This window comes from Amycolatopsis sp. PSD-21, assembly GCF_055561455.1.
In genome coordinates this window covers 677466-700170 of the sequence record NZ_CM145712.1, presented here as the reverse complement: position 1 = coordinate 700170, position 22705 = coordinate 677466, and the positions used below count along the sequence as shown (strand labels likewise).

At 68.4% G+C, this 22705-nt stretch carries 22 protein-coding genes and 1 tRNA gene; 16 read left to right on the top strand and 7 right to left on the bottom strand.

The window, feature by feature from the left end; translation table 11 throughout:
• Positions 1 to 34 precede the first annotated feature (34 nt).
• From ACZ1DY_RS03620 to ACZ1DY_RS03605, 4 genes are read left to right on the top strand one after another with little or no spacing between them, the layout of a single operon-like run.
• Complete coding sequence (locus ACZ1DY_RS03620; protein WP_465483614.1) at positions 35 to 1249, top strand: DUF4241 domain-containing protein; 1215 nt, start codon at positions 35 to 37, stop codon at positions 1247 to 1249.
• Positions 1246 to 1668 carry a PPOX class F420-dependent oxidoreductase gene (locus tag ACZ1DY_RS03615; protein ID WP_465483613.1) on the top strand — a complete coding sequence of 141 codons (423 nt, stop codon included), beginning with the start codon at positions 1246 to 1248 and terminating at the stop codon, positions 1666 to 1668. The genes ACZ1DY_RS03620 and ACZ1DY_RS03615 overlap by 4 nt, the downstream gene beginning before the upstream one ends.
• 40 nt (positions 1669 to 1708) lie before the next feature.
• A complete protein-coding gene (locus tag ACZ1DY_RS03610) occupies positions 1709 to 2278 on the top strand; it encodes a dihydrofolate reductase family protein (protein ID WP_257489299.1) in 570 nt (189 codons plus the stop codon).
• A 54-nt stretch (positions 2279 to 2332) separates the two neighbouring features.
• The gene (locus ACZ1DY_RS03605; protein ID WP_465483612.1) at positions 2333 to 3094 is read left to right on the top strand and encodes a class I SAM-dependent DNA methyltransferase; all 762 of its coding nucleotides are present in this window, start codon (positions 2333 to 2335) and stop codon (positions 3092 to 3094) included.
• On the opposite strand, the gene ACZ1DY_RS03600 is transcribed toward ACZ1DY_RS03605, so the two are convergent.
• The 3 genes from ACZ1DY_RS03600 to ACZ1DY_RS03590 all read right to left on the bottom strand — a co-directional run bounded on the left by ACZ1DY_RS03600 (position 3042) and on the right by ACZ1DY_RS03590 (position 5177).
• Positions 3042 to 4433 (bottom strand): MFS transporter, encoded by a 1392-nt coding sequence (locus tag ACZ1DY_RS03600; protein WP_465483611.1) that lies wholly within the window; start codon positions 4431 to 4433, stop codon positions 3042 to 3044. The two genes, ACZ1DY_RS03605 and ACZ1DY_RS03600, sit on opposite strands and share 53 nt — an antisense overlap.
• A complete protein-coding gene (locus ACZ1DY_RS03595; RefSeq protein ID WP_465483610.1) occupies positions 4430 to 5002 on the bottom strand; it encodes a TetR/AcrR family transcriptional regulator in 573 nt (190 codons plus the stop codon). Before ACZ1DY_RS03595 ends, ACZ1DY_RS03600 begins: the two co-directional genes overlap by 4 nt.
• A gap of 93 nt (positions 5003 to 5095) precedes the next feature.
• Positions 5096 to 5177, bottom strand: a tRNA-Tyr gene (locus ACZ1DY_RS03590).
• Between the two features lie 119 nt (positions 5178 to 5296).
• Here ACZ1DY_RS03590 and ACZ1DY_RS03585 point away from each other — a divergent pair.
• Positions 5297 to 5788 (top strand): YajQ family cyclic di-GMP-binding protein, encoded by a 492-nt coding sequence (locus ACZ1DY_RS03585; protein WP_016331028.1) that lies wholly within the window; start codon positions 5297 to 5299, stop codon positions 5786 to 5788.
• Positions 5789 to 5837: 49 nt separating this feature from the next.
• Here ACZ1DY_RS03585 and ACZ1DY_RS03580 read toward each other — a convergent pair whose 3' ends face one another.
• The gene (locus tag ACZ1DY_RS03580) at positions 5838 to 6494 is read right to left on the bottom strand and encodes a hypothetical protein (RefSeq protein WP_465483609.1); all 657 of its coding nucleotides are present in this window, start codon (positions 6492 to 6494) and stop codon (positions 5838 to 5840) included.
• 184 nt (positions 6495 to 6678) lie between these two features.
• On the opposite strand from ACZ1DY_RS03580, the gene ACZ1DY_RS03575 reads away from it, so the two are divergent.
• Positions 6679 to 7827 (top strand): sialidase family protein, encoded by a 1149-nt coding sequence (locus ACZ1DY_RS03575; RefSeq protein WP_465483608.1) that lies wholly within the window; start codon positions 6679 to 6681, stop codon positions 7825 to 7827.
• Between the two features lie 53 nt (positions 7828 to 7880).
• Positions 7881 to 8762 (top strand): glucose-1-phosphate thymidylyltransferase RfbA, encoded by an 882-nt coding sequence (gene rfbA, locus ACZ1DY_RS03570; protein WP_192747789.1) that lies wholly within the window; start codon positions 7881 to 7883, stop codon positions 8760 to 8762.
• Here the strand turns inward: rfbA and ACZ1DY_RS03565 are convergent.
• The 3 genes from ACZ1DY_RS03565 to htpX form a co-directional block, all read right to left on the bottom strand.
• A complete protein-coding gene (locus ACZ1DY_RS03565; protein ID WP_465483607.1) occupies positions 8752 to 10068 on the bottom strand; it encodes an NtaA/DmoA family FMN-dependent monooxygenase in 1317 nt (438 codons plus the stop codon). The genes rfbA and ACZ1DY_RS03565 overlap by 11 nt on opposite strands.
• Before the next feature lie 3 nt (positions 10069 to 10071).
• Complete coding sequence (locus ACZ1DY_RS03560; protein WP_465483606.1) at positions 10072 to 11133, bottom strand: LLM class flavin-dependent oxidoreductase; 1062 nt, start codon at positions 11131 to 11133, stop codon at positions 10072 to 10074.
• Positions 11134 to 11417: 284 nt separating this feature from the next.
• A complete protein-coding gene (gene htpX / locus ACZ1DY_RS03555) occupies positions 11418 to 12284 on the bottom strand; it encodes a zinc metalloprotease HtpX (protein ID WP_257489307.1) in 867 nt (288 codons plus the stop codon).
• A 133-nt stretch (positions 12285 to 12417) separates the two neighbouring features.
• Here htpX and ACZ1DY_RS03550 point away from each other — a divergent pair, with 133 nt between their 5' ends.
• The 9 genes from ACZ1DY_RS03550 (at position 12418) to ACZ1DY_RS03510 (ending at position 22671) form a co-directional block, all read left to right on the top strand.
• Entirely contained in the window at positions 12418 to 13386 is a 969-nt protein-coding gene (locus ACZ1DY_RS03550; RefSeq protein WP_465483605.1) for a YncE family protein, read from the top strand.
• Between the two features lie 24 nt (positions 13387 to 13410).
• Positions 13411 to 14598, top strand: a complete 1188-nt coding sequence (locus ACZ1DY_RS03545; RefSeq protein ID WP_465483604.1) for a BtrH N-terminal domain-containing protein — start codon at positions 13411 to 13413, stop codon at positions 14596 to 14598.
• Positions 14599 to 14607: 9 nt separating this feature from the next.
• Positions 14608 to 15123: an acyl-CoA thioesterase gene (locus ACZ1DY_RS03540; protein ID WP_465483603.1), complete on the top strand. Its 516-nt coding sequence runs from the start codon at positions 14608 to 14610 to the stop codon at positions 15121 to 15123.
• 183 nt (positions 15124 to 15306) lie between these two features.
• Positions 15307 to 17184, top strand: a complete 1878-nt coding sequence (locus ACZ1DY_RS03535; RefSeq protein WP_465483602.1) for a S8 family serine peptidase — start codon at positions 15307 to 15309, stop codon at positions 17182 to 17184.
• A 505-nt stretch (positions 17185 to 17689) separates the two neighbouring features.
• A complete protein-coding gene (locus ACZ1DY_RS03530) occupies positions 17690 to 18925 on the top strand; it encodes a class I SAM-dependent methyltransferase (RefSeq protein WP_257489312.1) in 1236 nt (411 codons plus the stop codon).
• Complete coding sequence (locus ACZ1DY_RS03525) at positions 18922 to 19713, top strand: glycosyltransferase family protein (protein ID WP_465483601.1); 792 nt, start codon at positions 18922 to 18924, stop codon at positions 19711 to 19713. The genes ACZ1DY_RS03530 and ACZ1DY_RS03525 overlap by 4 nt, the downstream gene beginning before the upstream one ends.
• Positions 19710 to 20363, top strand: coding sequence for a PIG-L deacetylase family protein (locus tag ACZ1DY_RS03520; RefSeq protein WP_465485816.1), 654 nt, complete (start codon positions 19710 to 19712; stop codon positions 20361 to 20363). The genes ACZ1DY_RS03525 and ACZ1DY_RS03520 overlap by 4 nt, the downstream gene beginning before the upstream one ends.
• Before the next feature lie 5 nt (positions 20364 to 20368).
• Complete coding sequence (locus ACZ1DY_RS03515) at positions 20369 to 21391, top strand: NAD-dependent epimerase/dehydratase family protein (protein WP_465483600.1); 1023 nt, start codon at positions 20369 to 20371, stop codon at positions 21389 to 21391.
• Positions 21391 to 22671 (top strand): DUF4910 domain-containing protein, encoded by a 1281-nt coding sequence (locus tag ACZ1DY_RS03510; RefSeq protein ID WP_465483599.1) that lies wholly within the window; start codon positions 21391 to 21393, stop codon positions 22669 to 22671. Before ACZ1DY_RS03515 ends, ACZ1DY_RS03510 begins: the two co-directional genes overlap by 1 nt.
• Positions 22672 to 22705 lie beyond the last annotated feature (34 nt).

Sequence of the window (22705 nt, the reverse complement as noted above, 5' to 3'; positions counted from 1 at the left end):
GGCTTTGTCGGGGGTTCCCGCTAGGTTCCGCTGCATGTCTGAGGGGACCTTGCTGGACGTCGTCTATTGCGAAGGCTGGGATCCGGCCGCCCGCGCGGTGATCGGGAGGCTCTCCTCCGGCACAGCGCGCGGGCGCGACGCCGCCGGAGAGCAGTACGCCGTCGCCCTGATGCGCCCTGGCACCGGAATGCCGCTGGTTCTGCTCGAAATCGCGTGGAAGCACTGCTTCGCCCGCACGGTGCAGTTCGATGAACTGGGCAGGCGCAGAGGTTTCTTCGAGTTCCGGGTGCTGGAGGACGGCTCGCTCTTCCTCATGAAGATCGAGCAGTGGACCTACCGGTTCGAAGATCAGGAAGAGTTCGACAAGAAGAGCGCCGGCCATCTGGAGATGTCCTTCGGCCCGGATGGTAAGGGCTGGATGCATCAGGCGCCCCAGGGTTACGGCGGCGGCTCCAGCAGCGGTCAGGTGAGTAAGCAGGTGTCGGAGCTGGCCATGCCGAAGCCCGCCTTCGGCGACTGGGAGCCTCTCGCGAATTCGGGGCCGCTGACCCTCCAGACACCGGATTCTCCCGATGCCGATCCGCCGCTGCCCGCCGACGAACGTCCCTGGCGGCCGTCCGTTCCGCTGCGCCCTTCCGGCATGGACGAGATGTTCACCTCGGGCACGCGCTTCTCGCTGAGCGGCGACCACGGCCTCGTCGAGGTCGAGCTCCGGGACGCCGGCAAGCTCCGCATGCCCAGCGGCAGACTCGTCGCGGCGGACCCGGCGTTCCTGGACGCCGACGCGGAGTACTTCACGGTCACCGTGCCGCCCGGTGAACACCGGGTCGAAATCTCCGTGATCCGGTTCGTCGACGAACCCGCCCACGAACGGGTCGCGGCCGCCAAACTCGTCGTCGCCGACGAGCCCGTCGTCACCTGGGAAACCGCGCTCTGGCCCGGACAGAACGCGCTTTTCCTGGGGGACGGGGAGTTCTACGGCTACGGCGTGGACAGCGGCACGGGCTGCTTCGCCGACGCGGCCGCCCTCCCCGAGGAGATGAGCGACGACCTTTTGGAGAAGTTCGAGGAGGTGGACCCGTACATCGACGTCACTCCGGACGGAGCCGAAGGCAACATCATCGCGTTCACCACCGGCTGGGGCGACGGCAGCTACCCGACGTGGATCGGCCGGGCGGCCGACGGCACGCCGGTCTGCTTCGTCACCGACATGCTGGTCCTCAACCGCGCCCGGATGATGGCGTCATGACCTTTACCGACGAGGAGATCGCGTACCTGCGCTCGCAGCCTTTGGCCCGCTTCGCGACCCTCTCCGAGGACGGCGAGCAGCCCGATGTCGTCCCGCTGGCGTTCGAGTTCGACGGCACGCATTTCTGGGTCGGTGGAGTGGGCGCTTCGGTTCTCGCGACCCGGAAGTTCCGCAACATCCGGGCAGGACGGCGCAAAGTGGCACTGGTCATCGACGACACGGTCTCGTTCGACCCGTTCATCGCCTGCGGTATCCGCGTCTACGGCGAGGCCGCCGATCCGATCGAACGGGTCGGCATGGTCGGACCGGGCATCTACGCGCGCGTGACGCCGAAGGTGTCGTGGAGCTGGAACATGGCGGGCGAACCCGCCGGCGAGACGTGGTATCCGTCGAGGCGAGCGGTGCACGGCGAGGCGTGACGCGCCGTTTTTGTCGGTGGGCGGCGGTACGGTCTGGTCCATGCGTGAGCTGATCGTCACGGAGAACTGCACGATCGACGGCGTGATCGAACTGGCGGGTGACTGGTTCAGTCCGGGCGACACCGATCCGGACGTGGACCGGTCGGACGTCCTGGCCGTGCTCGAAGAACAACGTGAGAACGCCGACGCGTTCCTCCTCGGACGCGTCACCTTCGAAGACATGCGCGGATATTGGCCGAAGCAAACCGACGACACGACTGGGATTTCGGCCTATCTCGACTCAGTGGACAAATACGTGGTCTCGCGGACGCTGACCGAGCCGGAGTGGCGGAACACGACGGTGCTCTCCGGTGAGCTGCGTTCCGAGATCGAGAACCTGAAGGCCGCCGAAGGCAAGGACATCGTGACGACCGGCAGCATCTCGCTGGTGCGGGCACTCATCGCCGAGGGCCTCGTCGACGAGTACCGGCTGTTCGTCTATCCCGTCGTGGCCGGGGAAGGCCGCCGGTTGTTCGAGGGTGCCACCGGCGTCCCGAAGCTTCGGCTGGTGGAGGAGCGGACGTTCGCGTCGGGCATCGTGCTGCTGCGTTATCGGGCCGCGTCGAGCTGACGCCACCGAAAACGGGATGAGGAGCGCACGGTCGCGGGCGTAGCGTCGGCGGCCGTGATCAGTGAGACGGATACGGGAGACGACCCGGCGGACGGCTGGTTCCCCGAGAGTGTGGCCGCGGGCTATGACGAGCCGGGCGGCGCGAACGCGCCCGAAGTGGTGACGCCGGCGGTGGACGTCCTCGAAGACCTGGCCGACGGTCCGGTGTTCGAGTTCGCCGTCGGGACCGGAAGGATCGCGATCCCGCTCGCGGCGCGCGGTGTGCCGGTGAGCGGTATCGAACTGAGCCGCGCGATGGCGGACCGAATCATGAACAAGCCGGGCGGTGACGCCGTAGAGGTCACGATCGGCGACATGACGAAGACACGAGTGGAGGGCGAATTCTCGCTGGTTTACCTGGTGTACAACACGATCGGCAACGTGACCACGCAGGACGGTCAGGTCGACGTCTTCCGCAACGCGGCCGCGCACCTGCGGCCGGGCGGGCTGTTCGTCGTCGAGGTCGGCTTGCCGGATCTGCGCCGCTTGCCGCCCGGGCAGGACATCGTGCCGTTCGCGATGGAGAGCGGTTACGTCGGGTTCGACCAGTACAACGTCGTTACGCAGGAGTTCACTTCGAACCATGTCACGGTGTCGCCGGATGGGCAGGGGCGCTTCCGCCGCATTCCCTTCCGGTACGCGTGGCCGGCTGAAATGGACCTCATGGCGCGCATCGCCGGGATGCGCCTGAAGTACCGCTGGGCGGACTGGGACCGTTCGGAGTTCACCGCCGAGAGTACGAAGCACGTGTCCGTGTGGGAACGCGCCCGTCCGTGAAGATGATGATCGCGCCGACGGCGAGCAGGGGCAGTGCCCACAATGCCGTTGTGAGATAGCCGTTGCGGGTGGGGAGGAGGGCGCCGTCCGGGGTGGCCGCGGCGAGCAGCAACCCGGCGAGGGCGCTGCCCACGGCCATGCCGATACTGCGCGCGATCTGGTTGATCGAGAGCACGCTGGCCGTTTCCCCTTGCGGCACACCGACGAGCACGAGTCTGGGCATCACCGCGAAGATGCCGCCGACGGCGAACCCGAGCAGGGCGATAGACAGGAGGACGAGAACGAACGACTGACTTCCGACGGCGAACACCAGCGCGCCCGCGACCGCGATCACGGTCGAAACCAGGTACGTCCACCGCTCGTCCATACGCGGAACCGCTTTCCCCGCAACGAATCCGAGCAGGGAGAACGGGATCAACGCCGCGCCCGCGGCGACACCGGGCAGCGCGAATCCGTACGGGGCGTCCGCGGGTGTCTGCACGTAGCGGGTGAAGAGACTGAACAGCAGGTACAGACCCGCCCCGGCCACGAGAATCGCCAGGTTCGCACGGAAGACGGGTCCTCGGCCGAGCAGCCGAAGGTCCACCAGCGGCTCCGTGGTGCGCAGTTCGACGAAGGCCCACGCGGCCAGGACCGCGGCGGTACCGGCGAGCAGACCACCGGCGAGCCACACGGTCGACCACACGGAGGGCACGGCAATGACCAGGAGAACCCCGAGTGTGCCGAGCGCGAGAAGCAGCGCGCCGCGGACATCGATCCGTGGCGGCTCGCCGGGCGCCTCGGCAGGCAGCATCCGCCAGGCGATGAGGAAGGCGACAGTCGAGAGGAGGAATCCGAACCCGTACGCGACGCGCAGTCCCGCGAGCTGATCGAGGAGGCTGACCACCGGGTAGCCGACCCCGATGCCGACGGTCGACGCGACCGACAGCGCGGCGATCGTCGAGGTCGAGCGCTCGGGCGGCAGGTGCGCGCGGGCGACGCTCATCAACAGTGCCCCGGCCGCGACCCCGAGCCCCTGTAAGCCACGTCCGATCAGCAACGCCACGTACGGAAGCGGAAGCACCGTCAGCAACCCGCCCGTCGTGACCATGGCCAGGGTGATCAGGATCGTGGTGCGGCGGTACGGGCCGCCGCCGAGCCTGCCAAGGACCGGTCCCGCGATCGCGCCGCTGAACAGCGTCACCGTCAACGTCCACTGTGCCGCGTCGAGGGATACGTGCAGTCCCGTGGCGACCGGGGTGATCAGCGGCGCGCCGACGCTGCCGATCACGGCGCCCGCCAACGCCGTGCACACGAGCGCGGCGCTCAGTCGCCCGTCCCGCCGGACGGGGGCGCTCATCGGTTCGTCTCGGTGGTGACGTGCGTGAACAGACCCGGCTGGATCCGGGTGCGAACCCCCTCGGCCCAGAGCTCGTCGACCTGCTCGACGTCCATCGCGGCGCCGGCGTTCAGCAGCATCCCGAAGGCGAGGAACGTCTTCACGGTCACCGGGTCGAGTCCGGTGCCGTTCTCGGTGGTGTCCCACATCCGCGCGAAACACGACCGCACCACGTCCCGCACTTCCGGGTCGCCGCACGCGGCGAAGCCCTGAAGCTGCAGCAACAACCCGGTCCGGTCGGTCAGCAGGTCGAAATACTGTGCGCCCATCGCCGAGAGCGCCTTCAGCCCGGTCTCGCCCGCGCCCGCGTCCCGCATCGCGTCGCTGAGCCGCTCGAACGCGGCCTGGACCAGTTCGAGGAACAGGGCCTTCTTCGTCCCGAACATCCGGAAGACGTACGCCTGCGTGATCCCCGCCGTCTTCGCGATCGCCTCCGTCGACGCCCCGTGCAGCCCGTGCTCCGCGAACTCCTCCGCGGCGATGGCCAGCACCTGGGCACGTCGCTCGGGTCCGCTCATCCGTCCAGCCATGCCCTCAAGTTACTAGTTACTAACCACTAACTAAAGACCGGAACACACGAAAAAGGAGCGGCCCCGTGACTGGGTCACGGGGCCGCTCCTGTGTGGCGAGTGAGGGATTCGAACCCCCGAAGGCAGTGCCGTCTGATTTACAGTCAGATCCCTTTGGCCGCTCGGGCAACTCGCCGTGGCCGGGTGTCCCCGGCCGAGACGAAAGAATACCCAATGCCGTGGCGGGCCGGTCAACCGGGTTCCACAGGGCTAGGGTGGAAGCTCCTGACAAGCGAGTACGAGGTGTGAGAACACGTGGCGGATCCCTCTTTCGACGTGGTGAGCAAGGTCGATCGCCAGGAGGTGGACAACGCCCTGAACCAGGCCAGCAAGGAACTCGGTACACGGTTCGACTTCCGGGGTACCGGGACCAAGATCGACTGGTCCGGCGAGGAGGCGATCGCGATCGAGTCCGAGACCGAGGAGCGGGCGCTGGCGGCGGTCGAGGTGTTCAAGGAGAAGCTGATCAAGCGAGGCATCTCCCTGAAGGCCTTCGAGGCGGGCGAGCCGGCCCTGTCCGGCAAGATCTACAAGATCGGCGGCAAGATCCTCCAGGGGATCGCGTCGGACAAGGCGAAGCAGATCGCCAAGTTCATCCGCGACGAGGGCCCCAAGGGGGTCCAGGCGCAGATCCAGGGCGACCAGCTGCGCGTGTCCGGCAAGAAGAAGGACCAGCTGCAGGACGTGATCGCCTTGCTGAAGGGCAAGGACTTCGAGATCGCGCTGCAGTTCACGAACTACCGCTGAGCACGGCGACGACAAGGCCACCTTCCGCGGAAGGTGGCCTTCGTCATGTCTAGGACGCGGTGACCGTCCAGCTCCCGTCGCCTTCCACCGAGACGAAGGCCGGGCCGGACACGGGCACGCTGCCCGTGTAGTCGCCGAGCTGGTTCACCGGAAGTTCCGAGTAGTCGCCGCTGTGCACCCACACCGCGGTGCGCCCGCTGTTCTTGGTGGCGACGGCGACCGACGTGACGGCGTCGGGCACGGCGAACACCGCTTCGCTCTTGCCCGACAGGGGCTTGCCCGGTTCCAGGGCGGGCAGGCCGCTTTCGTCGGTGATGGTCAGGGTCCAGGCGGCGTTTGCCTTGATGGTGAAGGTCTTCGCCTGGCGGCCGGGCATGTCGTTGATCCACTGCGTGCCCTTGTACGGGCCGACGTCGTTCACGATCAGCTCGTTCTCGGTGTTCACCGCGACGTGGCCGGAGCACTTCGGACAGTCGAAGGTCACGAAGCCGAGGCGCGCCGGCCAGGCCATGGGGACCGACGCGTTCCCCTTACCCGAGTGCTTCTCCTCCGGCTGAGGACCGGGGCTCGGCTTGGTCGTGGGGGCCGGCGAGGGTGCCAGCCCTTCCGGGGCGGCCGCCTGCGGGACGACACGGCCCAGATTCGGCGACGAGCAGGCCACCAGGCCCACGGTCAGCAGCACAGCCGCGCACAAGCGCCCGATCACGTGTTTCCCCCTAGTCGAACCGTCAACGGATCTTCGCCGGCCGATAGCCCAGCGTTACCAGACCACTCGGCCGAGCGATTCAGGCCACTCGGAAGTGGGTTTCCGTCGCAAACGCCTTCGCGGGAGTCCGAAAGGGACAAAAGCCCGTGTTGTAATCCGGCGATCGCGTTCGAGGAAGGTCACGATGAAGCGCCGTTTCAGCTCCGCACTAGCCTTCGCGCTGTCACTCACGGTGATCGCGTCCCTGTTCACCCCCGCGCAGGCCGCCGAGCGCCAGCAGCTCGTTCCGGGCTACGGCTCGTACCCGCGGCTCATCCGGCTGGAGCACTCCCCGATCGGCCGCGGCCGTATCATCGCGTCGCTGACCAGCGAGGACGCGAACGGCAAGTTCACCCCGATCATGGAGAGCACCGACGAGGGCCAGAGCTTCCACAAGATCGGCGAGATCCGCGACCGCGACGGCCGCCGCGGCATGTGCTGCGGAACGCTGTACGAACTGCCGCAACGGGTCGGCAGGCTCCGCGCGGGCACCCTGCTGTGGGCCGCGAGCTACCGGCAGAACGCCGGTCCGGAGCGGCGCATCGGCATCCGGATCTGGTCCAGCCGCGACGCCGGCCGCACATGGGGCTTCCTGTCCGAGGCTGCGCGTTCGCACAACCACGACGGCATCTGGGAGCCGGAGTTCGTCGTCGACGCGGGCGGCACGCTGTGGCTGCACTACGCCGACGAGACCGAGGCGCCGCAGCACGCGCAGGTGATGAACCGGGTAGCTTCCACCGACGGGGTGAACTGGGGCACCAAGCAGCGCACGATGGCCATCCCGCCGCATCGGGTGCGGCCGGGGATGCCGATCATCCGCCGCCTCCCCGACCGCCGGTACTACCTGGCCTACGAGATCTGCAACTACCGCGACCGCTTCTGCGACCCGTACTTCAAGATCTCCTCCGACGGCGCCAACTGGGGCGACCCCCTCGACCCCGGTACCCGCGTCACCACCGCGAACGGCAACTACTTCCAGCACGCCCAGACGATCACGTTGTTCCCCGGCGGCCCGAACGGCGTGCGGCTGGTGATGGTCGGGCAGATCTACACCAACGCCGCCGGGGTGCCGCAGAGCAAGAACGGCAAGGTGCTGCTGGCCAACGACAACTTCGGCGCCGGGCACTGGTACGAACTTCCGGCGCCGGTTCACATCACCGGGATCCACGACAACTTCTGCCCCAACTACAGCTCGACGCTGCTGCCGGTCGACGGCGGCAAGAACGTGTTGCAGATCTCCACCGAGAACAACGCCGGCTGCAAGGCGTACTTCGCGAAGGGCCCGGCGTTCTGAGCCACCCGGTAGTGTGAGGTCCCGAGCGATCGGCTACGAAGCGGGGGCATCGCATGAAGGGCATCGTGCTGGCGGGGGGCAGTGGGACGCGTCTGCATCCCATCACCCAGGCGATATCGAAACAGCTGCTACCGGTCTACGACAAACCGATGATCTACTACCCGATCTCGGTGCTGATGTTCGCCGGGATCCGCGAGATCCTGATCATCTCGACCCCCGTCGACCTGCCGCATTTCCGGCGGTTGCTCGGCGACGGCAGCCAGTTCGGGCTCAGTTTCAGCTACGCCGAGCAGGCCGCTCCGAACGGGCTGGCCGAGGCGTTCGTCATCGGCGCGGACTTCATCGGCGACGACGACGTCGCGCTCGTGCTCGGCGACAACATCTTCTACGGCCAGGGGTTCTCCAGCAGATTGCAGGCCGCGGCGACCTCGCTCGACGGCTGCGTGCTGTTCGGCTACCCGGTCAAGGACCCGCAGCGGTACGGCGTCGGCGAGATCGACGCCGACGGCAAGCTCCTCTCCATCGAGGAGAAACCCGAGAAGCCGAAGTCGAACAAGGCCATCACCGGCCTGTACTTCTACGACAACCAGGTCGTCGAGATCGCCCGTGCCCTCAAGCCCTCGCCACGCGGGGAGCTGGAGATCACGGACGTCAACCTCACGTACCTGCGCCAAGACCGCGCGACCCTGATCGACCTCGGCCGCGGGTTCGCCTGGCTCGACACCGGTACGCACGACTCGCTGCTGGAGGCGGGCCAGTTCGTGCAGGTCCTCGAACACCGGACGGGTGTCCGGATCGCCTGTCTCGAAGAAGTCGCGCTGCGTATGGGCTTCATCGACGCGGAGCAGTGCTACGCGCTCGGCGCGAAGCTGGCGAAGTCCGGCTACGGCGAATATCTGATGAACGTCGCGCGCACGCAGGGTGCTACCGGCTGAACAGGTGCTCGCGCAGGGTGTCGCCGGTGTAGTCGGTCCGGAAGACACCCCGTTCCTGCAGCCGCGGCACGACGTCGTCGACGAACGCGTCCAGCCCACCCGGGGTCAGATGCGGTACGAGCACGAACCCGTCGGCGGCGTCGTTCTGGACGTACTCGTCGATCGACTCCGCGACCTGCCGGGCGGTGCCGACGAACTGCTGGCGCGCGGTCACCTCGATGACGAGTTCGCGGATGGAGAGCTTCTTCTCCTCCGCGATCGCCCGCCATTTCGCGGCCACGGCGAGAGGATCCTTCTCGTGCCGGACGCGGCCCCAGGTCAGCGGCTCGGCGTCGGGGTCCGGGTCGATCTCGGGGAGCGGGCCGTCGGCGTCGTAGGCGGAGAGGTCGCGACTCCAGATCTGTTCGAGAAACTGGATCGCGGTCGCCGGGCGTACCTGCTGGTAGCGGATTTCGCGAGCGTACTCGTGCGCCTCCTCCTCGGTGTCGCCGAGAACGAAGGTCGCCGCGGGCATGATCAGCAGTTCGCCGGGCTCGCGGCCGTAGGCGGGTAGCCGCCGCTTGACGTCGGCGAAGAACTCCTTGCCGCTTTCCAGTGAACCGTGGCGGCTGAAGATGACATCGGCGGTCTTGGCGGCGAACTCCCTGCCTTCGTCGGAATCGCCCGCCTGGATGACGATCGGCTGCCCCTGCGGGGTCCTCGGCACGGTGAACTCACCGCGGATGTCGAACTGCGGTCCACTGTGGACGAAGCGCTCGATGCCGCGGGCGAAGACGCCGTTCTCCTTGTCCCCCACCAGCGCGTCGGGCGCCCAGCTGTCCCAGAGCTCGCGCACGGTGGCGAGGAATTCCTCCGCGCGGCGGTAGCGGTCCTCGCGTTTCAGGAAGCCACCGCGGCGGAAGTTCTGTCCCGTCCACGCGTCCGGTGAGGTGACGACGTTCCAGGCGGCGCGGCCGCCGGAGAGATGGTCGATGCTCGCGACCTGCCGCGCGACCTCGTAAGGCTCGTTGAAGGTCGACGACAGCGTGCCCGCGAGCCCGAGCCTGGTGGTGACCGCCGACAGCGCGGCCAGCACGGTGGTGGTGTTCGGCCGCCCGACGACGTCCGAGTCGAGGATCTTGCCCGCGTGTTCGCGCAGGCGCAGGCCCTCGGCGAGGAAGAGGAAGTCGAACTTGCCCCGCTCGGCCGTGCGCGCGAGATGTTCGAAGGACGAAAAGTCGATTTGGCTACCCGAACGCGGGTCGCTCCACACGGTCGTGTTGTTGACGCCCGGGAAGTGTGCGGCGAGTTTGACCTGCTTGGGCATCTGTCACGCCTCCGCGTACTGGTTGGCGGCGACCCCGAGGCCGAGATGGTCGCGCAGGGTGGTGCCGGTGTAGGTCCGCCGGAACGCGCCCGCGGCCTGTAGCGCGGGGACGGTCTCGGCGGTGAAGAGCGCCAGATCGTCGGGCAGGACCGCGGGCAGGATGTGGAAGCCGTCGAGACCGTTGGCCGCCGCCAGGCGGGGCAGTTCGGTGGCGAGGTCGGCTGGAGTACCGGTGAAACTCAGGCCGGGCGGGAAAGGCGCGTAGGTCTCCAGCGTCCGGCGGCGGTCGAGGGCGGCCTGCTCGGTCTCGGCGAGCACGATCGACAGGCCCGTCAGGAGCTTGGCGTCCGGGAAACGCTCGCGGGGCTCGTCGATCAGGACGACGTCGGCGCCGTGCGCGTACGGCGAGTCGCCGTACACCGCGACGACGGGGTGGCCCTGCGGTGGGCGCGGCGTGATCGAAGGTCCCTTGATGCTGAAAAAGCGGCCCTCGAAGTCGACGTAATGGAGCTTCTCGCGGTCGATGAAGCGGCCGGTCGGCTCGTCGCGGATGATCGCGTCGTCCTCCCAGCTGTCCCAGAGGCGTGCCATGACGTCGACGACCTCGGCGTTCTCCGCTTCGGCGTCGGCCTCGGACGGGAGGGCGCGCCTGCCGAAGTGCGCGGCCTCGGCTTCGGTGCGCGAAGGCACCGCGAGGACGCCTGCGCGGCCGCGGCTCGCGAAGTCGAGCGATGCGACGGCCGTCGAGATGTGGAACGGCTCGGTGTGCGTGGTGGTGACCGTCGGGACCAGGCCGATTCGGCTGGTCAGCGGAGCTATCGCGGCGAAGGTCAGCAGGGCGTCGAGCCGGCCGCGGACGACCTCCTCGCCGCCGGGCTGGAGCGCGAGGGTGTCGTCGAGGGTGACGAAGTCGAGCGAAGCCGCTTCGGCGAGCTTCGCGTGGGCTAGGTAGTGGGCGGCGGTGAACAAGGCGGCCGGGCGGACGTCGGAGACCCGCCAGGCGGCCGGATGCCGGCCGGCCCCGTCGAGCGCGACCCCGAGGTGCAACTGCTGTGCGGAACCCATGCCCGGGGAACTCGCGCCCTCGTCCCCCGATTCCCGCTCCCACGGGGTGGGACATCCGGGCCGACCTGCGTTTAGCGGGCTAATCGCGATCCGGCGGGCGACCTGCGTTTAGCGGGCTAAACGCGATCCGGCGGGCGACCTGCGTTTAGCGGGCTAAACGCGATCCGGCGGGCGACCTGCGTTTAGCGGGCTAAACGCGATCCGGCGGGCGACCTGCGTTTAGCGGGCTAAACGCGATCCGGCGGGCGACCTGCGTTTAGCGGGCTAAACGGCGATCCGGCTGGTCAGTGGGGGTGGCGCGCCATCTCTTCCAGGCGCCGGATGCGTTCGGCCATGGGCGGGTGGGTCGCGAAGAGCTTCGTGAGGCCGCCGCCCGGCCGGAACGGGTTCGCGATCATCAGGTGCGACTGCGAGACCAGCTTCGGCTCCGGCACGAGCGGCGCCGCGCGCGTCCCTTCGTCGAGCTTCCGCAGCGCCGACGCCAGGCCGAGCGGGTCTCCGGTGAGCTCCGCGCCCGACGCGTCGGCCTGGAACTCCCGCGAGCGGCTCACCCCGAGCTTCACCACCGCTGCCGCAATCGGCCCGATCACGACCAGGAGCAGCCCGACCAGCGGACTGTCGCCGTCCTCGCGGTTGCCGCCGCCGAAGACGCTGGTGAACATCGCGATGTTGGCGATCACGCTGATCACGCTCGCCAGCGCGCCCGCGACGCACGAGATCAGGATGTCGCGGTTGTAGACATGGGACAGCTCGTGCCCGAGCACCGCCCGCAGTTCGCGCTCGTCGAGCAGGTCGAGGATGCCGGTGGTGCAGCACACCGCCGCGTGCCGGGGGCTGCGGCCGGTGGCGAAGGCGTTCGGCGCCTGCGTGGGGCTGACGTAGAGCCGCGGCATCGGCTGCCGCGCGGTGGTGGCCAGCTCCCGCACGATCCGGTACATCGCCGGGTGCTCGGCCTCCGAAATCGGACGGGCGTGCATGGCCCGCAGCGCCAGCTTGCCGGAGTTGAAGTACGCGTACGCGTTGACCCCGAGCGCCACCACCAGCCCGATGACCAGGGCGCCCCGCCCGAAGAAACCGCTGATCCCGACGATGAGCGCGGACAGCAGGCCGAGCAGGACGACGGTCTTGAGCCCGTTCTGGTGTTTGTGCACGGCGTCCTGCTCCTTCCTTTCTCCGGGGTGGGGTTACTCATCGGAAACAACGCGATCGGGGGACGCGAAGTTCCTTCGCGTGCCCGGCTCGCGGGTTATCGTCGAACCTCGGAACGATCATCGGGAGGCGCCTGTGCGAGGACCCGAACTGAGCCGCCGAGCCCTGCTCACCCTGGCCGCGGCCGGCGCCTCCGCGGTCGCCTTCGCGCCGGCGGCCCGAGCCGAAAAAGTACTTCTCGTCGAGGTCGGAGGCACCCCGGAGGCGGTCGCGGTGAATTCCGTCACCGGTTTCGCGTACGTCTCCGACCCGTCCACCGGCACGATCGTCGTCCTCGACTCGCGGTCCGGCACGATCGGCGACGTGATCCCGGTCGGCGGCGAACCGGCCGGGCTGGCCGTCGACACCGTGACGAACAGGGTCTTCGTCGCGAACCCGCCCGGCGGGACCGTCCTCGTCCTGGACGGGCGGACCAACGACGTCGTCAGCGTGGTGCCCGCCGGCCCCGGCGCGTCCAGTGTCGACGTCGACGAGCAGGCGAACCGCATCTACGCGGCCAGCGCCCTCACCGGGACGCTGGCCGTCATCGACGGCGTCGGCTGCCGTCTGCTGGACCTCGTCCCCGGCCCCACGCGGGGGTTGTCGTCGACGGCGGTCGACAGCGGGCGCAAGCTCGCGTACTGCACCAGCACGGCCACCGACTCGCTCGAGGTCTTCGACATCGGCGCGGGCAGGTTCACCGGCGGGATCCCGGTCGGCAAGTCACCGACCGGGGTCGCCGTGCACAGCGCCTCCGGGACCGTGTTCGTCGCGAATTCGGCGATCCACCATCTGTCCATCGTGGACACGGGCGCGCGCAAGGAGAAGGCGACCGTGCTGCTGCGCTCGGAATCTTCGGCGCTCGCGGTCCACGAAGGATCGAACACCGTCTACGCCAACGGCGGACCGAACGGACTCGCCAGGATCGACGGCAGGACGAGCCTGCTCACCGGCGACCTGTCACTCGGCGTGAACCCCGGCGCCGTCGCGATCGACCAGCGAACCAGGACGGTGTACGTCGCGGATCCGTTGCGCGGCAGGGTTTCCCTCATCCGGGACTTCTGACGCCGGAGCGGGCATGATGGCGGGGTGAGCGAGTACGAATTGCGCGGCGGGCTGCAACCGGACGTCTCGGCCGTGGCCGCCGTACTGGCGCATCACGGCGTCGAAGGGCCGGACGGGAAGGCGCCCGGCGAAGCGCTGGTCTTCGCCGTGTCCGGCGGGATCGGGGCAGGCTACATCCTGTGGGATTTCGCGCACGAAACGACGTCGACGATCGTGTTCGGTTTCCGCGCGCGCTGGCAGTACCCGCAGGAATGGCTAAAGTCCACAGTGGACCGTCTCGGGCTCGGCCTCGATCTCCACACCACCGGCGGCAAACGCGCCGCCGCCAAACGGCTCACCACCGATCTCGAAGCGGGGCGGCCGGTGATCGTCCTCCCGGACCGCGAGTCGCTCGGCTACTGGCACCTGCCGCCGGAGATGTCCGGCGGTGGCGGCCACTTCGTCGTCGCGTACGGCGAAGAGGACGGCCGGGTGCTGGTCGACGACCGGAACCTCGCCCCGCTGACGGTCGATCGGAAGACGTTCGACGCCGCGCGCGGCCGGGTCGGCTCGTACAAGAACCTGCTCGCGACGCCTCAGCCCGGCGAGGTCCCCGACTGGCGGAAGGCCGTGCGCGACGGGCTGACGGACTGCGTCCGGAACCTCTCGGCGCCGTCGAAGTCGTTCTCGCTGCCCGCCTGGGGGCGCTGGGCGAAGGCGATGACCGACGAACGTGACCCGAAGGGCTGGCCGCGCGCGTTCGGTGAACGGCGCGGGCTGGTCGGGGCGCTGTTCAACGTCTGGGAGAGCGTCACCCCCGCCGGGATGGAGGGCGGGCACCTGCGAGGGCTGTTCGCCGATGCGCTCACCGAAGCCGCGGGTCTGCTCGAACTGCCGGCACTGGCCGAACAGGCGGAGACGTGGCGCGGCATCGGCGAACGCTGGGCCGAACTGGCCGAGACAGCCGTCCCGGCGTCGAACGCGGAGTTCGCCTGGGTGCGCGGGCTGGTGAGCGCGGTGTCGGCGGGTGTCCGGGACGGCGACGCGGGGCACGACGCCGCCGCGGCGGCCGGTGCCGAAATGTGGAAACTGCGCGCACACTACAACGACGAAACACCGTTCACCGATGGCGAAGCCCGTGAACTCTTCGGCACGATGGGCGATCTGATCCGGGACATCCACACCGCCGAGACGGCCGCGATCCGGGAGCTCTCTGAAGCCCTGATGGAGTGAACCGGGCCGGTGTCCGTTGCGCCGCGCGGCCGGAACACCGCGCGATCGTTGAAGATCCACTTCGTGCACGCACATCCGCTGGGGACGACCAGTGCGCGTCCCGCTCCCGAAATCCACCTCCACCGCCATCGCCTGCGTGTCGCCGACCTGGACTGTCTCGGCCACGTCGGGAACGTGCGGCTGCTGGAGTACTTCCAGGAAGCCCAGACCGCGCTGCTCGACCCGCGGCGTGAGCACCTTTTCCAGGCCAAGGGACCGGCGTACCTGATCGCGAAGCACAACGTCAGCTACCTGCGCAGGCTGACGTTCCGCGACCACCCGGTCGAGGTGGAGACCGTGGTCGGCCGGATCGGTACCTGCGACGTCGTGGTGAACAGCAGACTGCGCGACGATCGGGCGGTGTACGCGCGCTGCCGCACCATCTGGGTCGCGTGCACCCTGCCCGAAGGCAGTACCCGGCGGCTCGACATAGAGGAACGTGATCGGCTGACGCGGTTCAGCGGGGCGATCGACGAGATCTCCTGAATCGGTTTTTAACCGTTTATGCTCCATTTCCCGCAATACCGGAAAACGGCTGGGCCGTTCAGCGGCTGATCATCACGCTTTTCGGCCGGTACCTTCGAAAGACCTCTCCCCTGCAGAGCTCCCCGGAGGTATTTCATGCCACGGCCGAAGTCTGTCCGCTTCCTCGCGCCCTTAGTCGGCGCGATGCTACTGACGAGCGGGGCGGCCGTCGCCGCCCCTGCCGCCGAAGACCCCCAGTTCATCCGTCTGGCCAGCAGGACGTTCGATCCGCTGAGCCAGCGCACGGCGGCGAGCCAGGACTGGAAGGGCGCGTACCTGCTACAGGTCCGAAGCGCGCTGACCGACGCGCAGCGCGGGAAATTGCGTTCACTCGGCGTGCGGATCGGGACCTACATTCCCGATTTCGCCTACGTGGTCCGGCTGAAGCCGGAGAACCGCGAATCGGTGGCGGGATTGGCTTTCGTCCGCTGGCTCGGCGAATACCGGCCGGACGACAAGATGGAGATGTCGACGGCCGCCACCGGCAGCCATCTGGTGACACTGGTCGAGCCGGACGCGCGGGACCAGCGCGCTGTGGCCGAGCGGATCCTGCGGCTCGGCGGCGGTATCGAGGCGATTTCGCAGAGTGGGCAGCACATCGTCGCGAAACTCGGCTCCGGGCAGGCCGCCGCCGTGGCGCAGGGGGCGGAGGTGCTCGCGGTCGGCGCGATCACCGCCCCCGAAACCGACATGGCCAACGCCAGGGAGAGCGGGGGCGCGAACTACATCGAGAGTGTCGGCGGCTACCGCGGTCAGGGCGTCCGCGGCGAGGTGATGGACGGCGGGCTACGCGTCACGCACCAGGAGTTCAAGGCGCGGCCGACGGTGATGCACGGCTCGAACTCCACCAGCACCAGCCACGGGACCTCGACCTACGGCCAGATCTTCGCGTCGGGCGTGAGCGCGCCGCAGCGTGGCCTGCTGCCCGAGGCGCAGGGGATCTTCGCCACCTACAACAAGCCGGACCGCTACGCCCACACCAAGGAACTGGTCGACCCGGCGGGCAAGTACCGCGCGGTGTTCCAGAGCAACAGCTGGGGCGGCGGGCTGACCACGGCCTACAACTCCGTCTCGGCCGAGCTCGACAAGATCGTCTTCGACCACGACCTGCTGATCTGCCAGTCGCAGAGCAACGCGGGCACCCAGCAGTCGCGGCCGCAGGCCTGGTCGAAGAACGTGCTCTCGGTGGGCGGGCAGTACCACTACAACACGCTTGGCCGCACCGACGACAAGTGGAGCGGTGGCGCCAGCATCGGCCCTGCCGCCGACGGGCGGATCAAACCGGAACTGTCGAACTACTACGACCGGATCGACACCACGTCTTCGAGCAGTGACACCTCGTACACGACTTCGTTCGGCGGCACGAGCGGCGCGACCCCGATCACCTGCGGGAACGCCGGGTTGCTGTTCCAGATGTGGGCCGACGGCGTGTTCGACGGCGGCCCCGGCAAGGCCCGCGACGTCTTCACGAGCCGCCCGCACGCGGCGACCGCGAAGGCGCTGCTGGTCAACGGGGCCGACCAGTTCGCGTTCAGCGGCACGGCGCACGACATGACCAGGACGCACCAGGGCTGGGGCACCGCGAACGTGCGGTACCTGCACGACCAGGCCAAGGCGAACGGGTGGAAGCTGCCGGTGCTGGTGAACGAGACCGACCTGCTGGGCACCGGGCAGTCGAAGAAGTACACGGTCGCGGTGAACGGGACCAAGCAGTTCAAGGCGACGCTGGCCTACACCGACCCGGCGGGTTCGCCGAGCGCGTCGGTCGCGAGGGTCAACGACCTGACCCTGAAGGTCACCGCGCCGAACGGGACCGTCTACTACGGCAACAACGGGCTGAAGGCGGGCAACTTCTCGACCGCGGGCGGGTCGCCGAACACGGTCGACACGGTGGAGAACGTCATCCTGGAGAAGCCGGCCGCGGGTACCTGGACGGTGGAGGTCGTGGCGACGCAGGTGAACGCCGACGGTCACCCGGAGACTTCGGCGACCGATGCGGACTACGCGCTGGTGGTTTCTTGACGGTTTGACGGACTCGGCCGGTGGGTCGGCTCCGGGAAGTCCGTGAAGGCCCCCTTCCCTCGGCTCAGCCGAGGGAAGGGGGCCTTCACGCGGAGTCGGGCGATCGGGAGGGGATCGCGTTTAGCCCGCTAAACGCGGGTCGGCCGGGGCGCGAGGGTGCTTGCGGATCGCGTTTAGCCCGCTAAACGCGATCCGGCCGGGCGCGGCGATGGGGTGCCGGTGCCGCGAAAGCCACTTTCGGGACATCAGACGTCGCGAAAGTGGCTTTCGCGACGTCCGGGCCGGAATCGCGGGTCGCGTTTAGCCCGCTAAACGCGATGCGGGTGGGCAGGGGGAACGCGATCCGGCCGGTTGCCCGCGCCCGGATGGCGGAGGGGTCTGCGCCGATGGCCGAGACGACAGGTTTCGGTTGTGAGACGGAAGCGTGAGACCCCTGGAAGCATGTAACGAGGCGACCCGAGGTGCCGACGTCTGGGATACGTGACGCGAGCCAAGGAGCCTCTCGATGACCACCTGCCGACTCTGCGGCTCGGCCCATCTCGCCAGTGTCGTCGACCTCGGGGCGACGCCGCCGTGCGAACGGTTCCTGACCGCGGAGCAGCTCGCGGAGCCGGAGCCGACGTACCCCTTGCACCTGCGGGTCTGCACCGAATGCTGGCTCGCCCAGATCCCGCCGCTCATCACCCCTGAAGAGACTTTCACCGAATACGCGTACTTCTCGTCATATTCCGCTTCCTGGGTCGAGCACGCGAAGACGTTCGTCGACGGCGCGGTCGAGCGGCTCGGGCTCGACGATTCGTCGTTCGTCGTCGAGGTCGCCAGCAACGACGGATATCTGCTCAAACACGTTGTGGCGCAGCGCATCCGCTGTCTCGGCGTGGAACCTTCGGTGAACGTGGGCCAAGCCGCGCGTGACGCCGGGGTGCCGACGAAGACCGCTTTCCTCAGCCCCGAGACCGGGCGCGAGGTCCGCGACGAACACGGTCCCGCCGACCTCGTCGTGGCGAACAACGTCTACGCGCACATCCCGGACATCATCGGTTTCACGCACGGGCTCCGCGCCCTGGTCGCCGACGACGGCTGGGTCAGCATCGAGGTCCAGCACCTGCTGACACTGATCCAGGACAACCAGTACGACACGATCTATCACGAGCATTTCCAGTACTACACGGTGGAATCCGCGCGCCGGGCCCTCGCGCGCGGCGGATTGTCCGTTGTGGACGTCGAACTCCTGCCCACCCACGGCGGTTCGATCCGGCTGTGGGCGCGTCCGGAGGCCGTCGCCGGTGAGCCGAGCGAGCGGATGACTCAGGTCCTCGACGCCGAGAAAGCCGCCGGGCTGCACGAAATGTCCGGCTACACCGAATTCTCCGAGCGGGTCACCAAGGTCCGGCTCGACCTGAACAAGTTCCTCACCGACGCGGCGCTCGAAGGCAAGACCGTCGTCGGTTACGGCGCCCCCGGCAAGGGCAACACGCTCCTGAACCACTGCGGTATCCGCCCGGACGTCCTGCGGTACACCGTCGACCGGAACCCGTACAAGCACGGCCGGTTCACCCCCGGCACCCGGATCCCGATCCTGCCGCCGGAACGCATCGCGGCGGACAAACCCGATTACGTGCTCGTCCTTCCGTGGAACCTCCGGAAGGAGCTGACCGCCCAATTGTCCTATGTGGACGAATGGGGCGGGAAACTGGTCTTCCCCATCCCGCACCTGGAAATCGTCGAGGTGAAGTCGTGAAGGTAGTCCTCTTCTGCGGCGGCTACGGCATGCGGATGCGCAACGGTGACGCGTCCGACGTGCCGAAGCCGATGGCCATGGTCGGCCCCAGACCCCTGATCTGGCACGTGATGCGCTACTACGCGCATTTCGGGCACACCGAGTTCGTCCTCTGCCTCGGTTACGGCGCGCACCACATCAAGGAATTCTTCCTCAACTACGAGGAGACCACCTCCAACGATTTCGTCCTGCGCAACGGCAAGGCGGAACTGCTGTCGACCGACATCGCGGACTGGTCGATCACCTTCGTGCAGACCGGTCTCGAATCGGCCATCGGCGAGCGCCTGCGCCGGGTGCGCCCATACCTCCAAGGCGACGAGATGTTCCTCGCCAACTACGCCGACGTCCTCACCGACGCCCCGCTGCCGGACATGATCGAACGCTTCACGGTCTCCGACGCCGGCGCGTCGATGATGGTCGTGCCGCCGCAGTCGTCGTTCCATTGCGTCGAGATGGGCGAGGACGGCCGCATCGGCGCGCTGACCCCGGTCAGCGAGATGCCGCTGTGGGAGAACGGCGGGTACTTCGTGCTGCGCCAGGAGATCTTCGACCACATCCCCGAGGGCGGCGACCTGGTGGCCGACGGCTGCGGTGAGCTCGCCAAGCGGGGCAAGCTGCTCGCGTACCCGTACCGCGGGTTCTGGAAGCCGACGGACACCGTCAAGGAACGCGTCCAGCTGGACGACGCCTACGCGCACGGCGACCGTCCGTGGGCGCGCTGGGAACGCGAACCCGCGAGCACGGCGTGATCGGACTCGGCACGGGCGGCGTCCAGCGGGTCGTCGCGCTCGGCGCGCATTGTGACGACATCGCCATCGGGGCGGGCGGCACACTGCTCACCCTCTGCGCCGCCAACCCGGGTCTCCGCGTGGACGTGCTCGTCCTTTCCGGCGGCGGCACCGAACGCGAGGCCGAGGAGCACGCCGCGCTCGCGGCCTTCTGCCCCGGCGCCGACGTCGAGGTCACCGTGCTCAAACTGCCCGACGGCCGGTTCCCCTCGCACTGGGAAGAGGCCAAGAACGCCCTCGAAGAGCTGCGCCGCCGCACCGACCCGGACCTCGTCCTCTCCCCGCGCACTGCCGACGCGCACCAAGACCACCGCGGGCTGGCGACCCTGGTTCCGACGGTGTTCCGCACCCATCTCCAGCTGGAGTACGAGATCGCGAAATGGGACGGCGACCTCGCCAAACCCACCGCGTACGTGCCGCTCACCCCCGAGATCGCCGAAGAAAAGGTCCGGCTGCTGCAGGAGCACTACGCCTCTCAACGGCACCGGCCCTGGTACGACCGGGAAGCCTTCCTCGGCCTCGCCCGCATTCGCGGAATCGAATGCGGGCAGCGCTACGCGGAGGCCTTCGACCTCAAGAAACTGACGCTCGACCTCACTCCGAAAGGCTGAAAGCCATGCGTGTGCTGCTGACCGGGCACAAGGGTTACCTGGGCACGGTGATGGCCCCGGTGCTGGCCGCCGAAGGCCACGAGGTCGTCGGCCTCGACTCCGGTCTCTTCGACATCTGCGTGCTGGGCCCGAAACCCGACGACCCCAAGGGCTACGAAGTCGACCTCCGCGACGTCACGGCCGAGCACGTGACCGGCGTGGACGCGGTGATCCACCTCGCCGCGCTGTCCAACGACCCGCTGGGATCGCTGGCGCCGGAGCTCACCTACGACATCAACCACCACGCTTCGGTCAAGCTCGCGAAGCTGGCGAAGGAGGCCGGGGTCAAGCGGTTCCTCTACGCCTCGACGTGCTCGGTCTACGGCGCTTCGGGCGGAGACGGCCTGGTCGACGAGGACGCGCCGCTGCGCCCGGTGACGCCGTACGCCGAGTCGAAGGTGCGGGTCGAGGACGACCTCCACGAGCTCGCCGACGACGATTTCACCCCGGTGTACATGCGCAACGCCACCGCGTTCGGCTTCTCGCCGCGGCTGCGGTCGGACATCGTGCTCAACAACCTCACCGCGCACGCGCACGTCTCGGGCGAGATCCTGGTGCTGTCGGACGGGACGCCGTGGCGGCCGCTGGTGCACGCCAAGGACATCGCGCGCGCCTTCGAGGCCGCACTGGTCGCCCCCAAGGAGGCCGTCCATGACAAGGCGTTCAACATCGGCACCGAACGCAACAACGTGACCGTGGCCGAGATCGCGCAGCAGGTCGTCGAGGCCGTCCCCAGCGCGAAGCTGCGGATCACCGGCGAGTCCGCGGGCGATCCGCGTTCCTACCGCGTCGACTTCTCCCGTTTCCGCGAGGCGATCCCCGGTTTCGAATGCGACTGGTCGGTCAAGGACGGCGCGCTCGACCTGATCTACGCCTACCGCACGCACGGCCTGACCGCGCACGACTTCAAGAACACCTTCACCAGGCTGGCCACGCTCAACGCGCGGACCGCCGCGGGCGAGATCGACGAAACCCTGCGGCGACGGTGATGACGCGCAAGCCACTGGACACGGGCACCGATCTCCGGGAGCTGGTCGAGCGCCTGTATCCGCTCTGCCGCAGCATCACCGGCGACGGCGTCCGCGCCACGCTGGAGATCCTCGGCGAGCACCTCCCGCTCGACGTCCACGAGGTGCCGACCGGGACCCAGGTGCTCGACTGGACCGTTCCCCAGGAGTGGAACATCCGCGACGCCTGGGTGAAGGACCCGGCGGGCCGGAAGGTCGTCGACTTCCGGGAGTCGAACCTGCACGTCGTCGGCTACAGCGTCCCGGTGGCCGAGACGATGCCGCTGGCGGAGCTGCGCGAGCATCTCCACACGCTGCCCGAGCAGCCGTCGCTGGTGCCGTACCGCACGAGTTACTACGCGCCGACGTGGGGTTTCTGCCTGGCGCAGGACACCCTCGACGCGTTGCCGGACGGCGACTACGAGGTCCGCATCGAGTCCACTTTGGACGACGGGCACCTGACCTACGCCGAACACGTGGTCCCCGGCGAGGTCACCGACGAGGTGCTGGTGTCGTGCCACACCTGCCATCCGTCGCTGGCGAACGACAACCTCGCGGGAATCGCCGTCGCCGCGGCGCTCGCGCAGCGGCTCGCCGCGGGGAAACCGCACTTCACGTACCGGTTCCTCTTCATGCCCGGCACGATCGGCGCGATCACCTGGCTCGCGCGCAACACCGAACGGCTCGGCAAGGTCAAGGCCGGGATCGTGCTCGCCTGCGCGGGCGACCCCGGATCGCTGACCTACAAGCGAAGCCGCCGCGGGGACGCCGAGATCGACAAGGTGCTCGAATTCGTCCTCGCCGGCAAACCGCACAAGATCCTGGACTTCTCGCCGTACGGCTACGACGAGCGGCAGTTCTGCTCGCCAGGGTTCAACCTCGGCGTCGGCTCCCTGACCAGGACGCCGTACGCCGGCTATCCCGAGTACCACACCTCGGCGGACAACCTGGAGTTCGTGTCCACCGAGGCGATGGAGGACACCCTCGCGACCTTGGGCGAGGCGTTCTCCGTGCTGGACCGGAACCGCCGTTACGTCAACCTGAGCCCGTACGGCGAGCCGCAGCTCGGCAAACGCGGGCTCTACGACTCCCTCGGCGGCCGCAGTGACGCCAAGGCGGCCCAGATGGCGATGCTCTGGGTGCTCAACCTTTCGGACGGCGAGCACAGCCTGCTCGACGTCGCACAGCGATCCGGTCTCCCCTTCGATTCCGTCGTCGCCGCCGCTCACGCGCTGCAGGGCGCCGGATTGCTGAAGGAGTGACGCGGGTGGCGGGCGGGAGACATCGGGCGACACT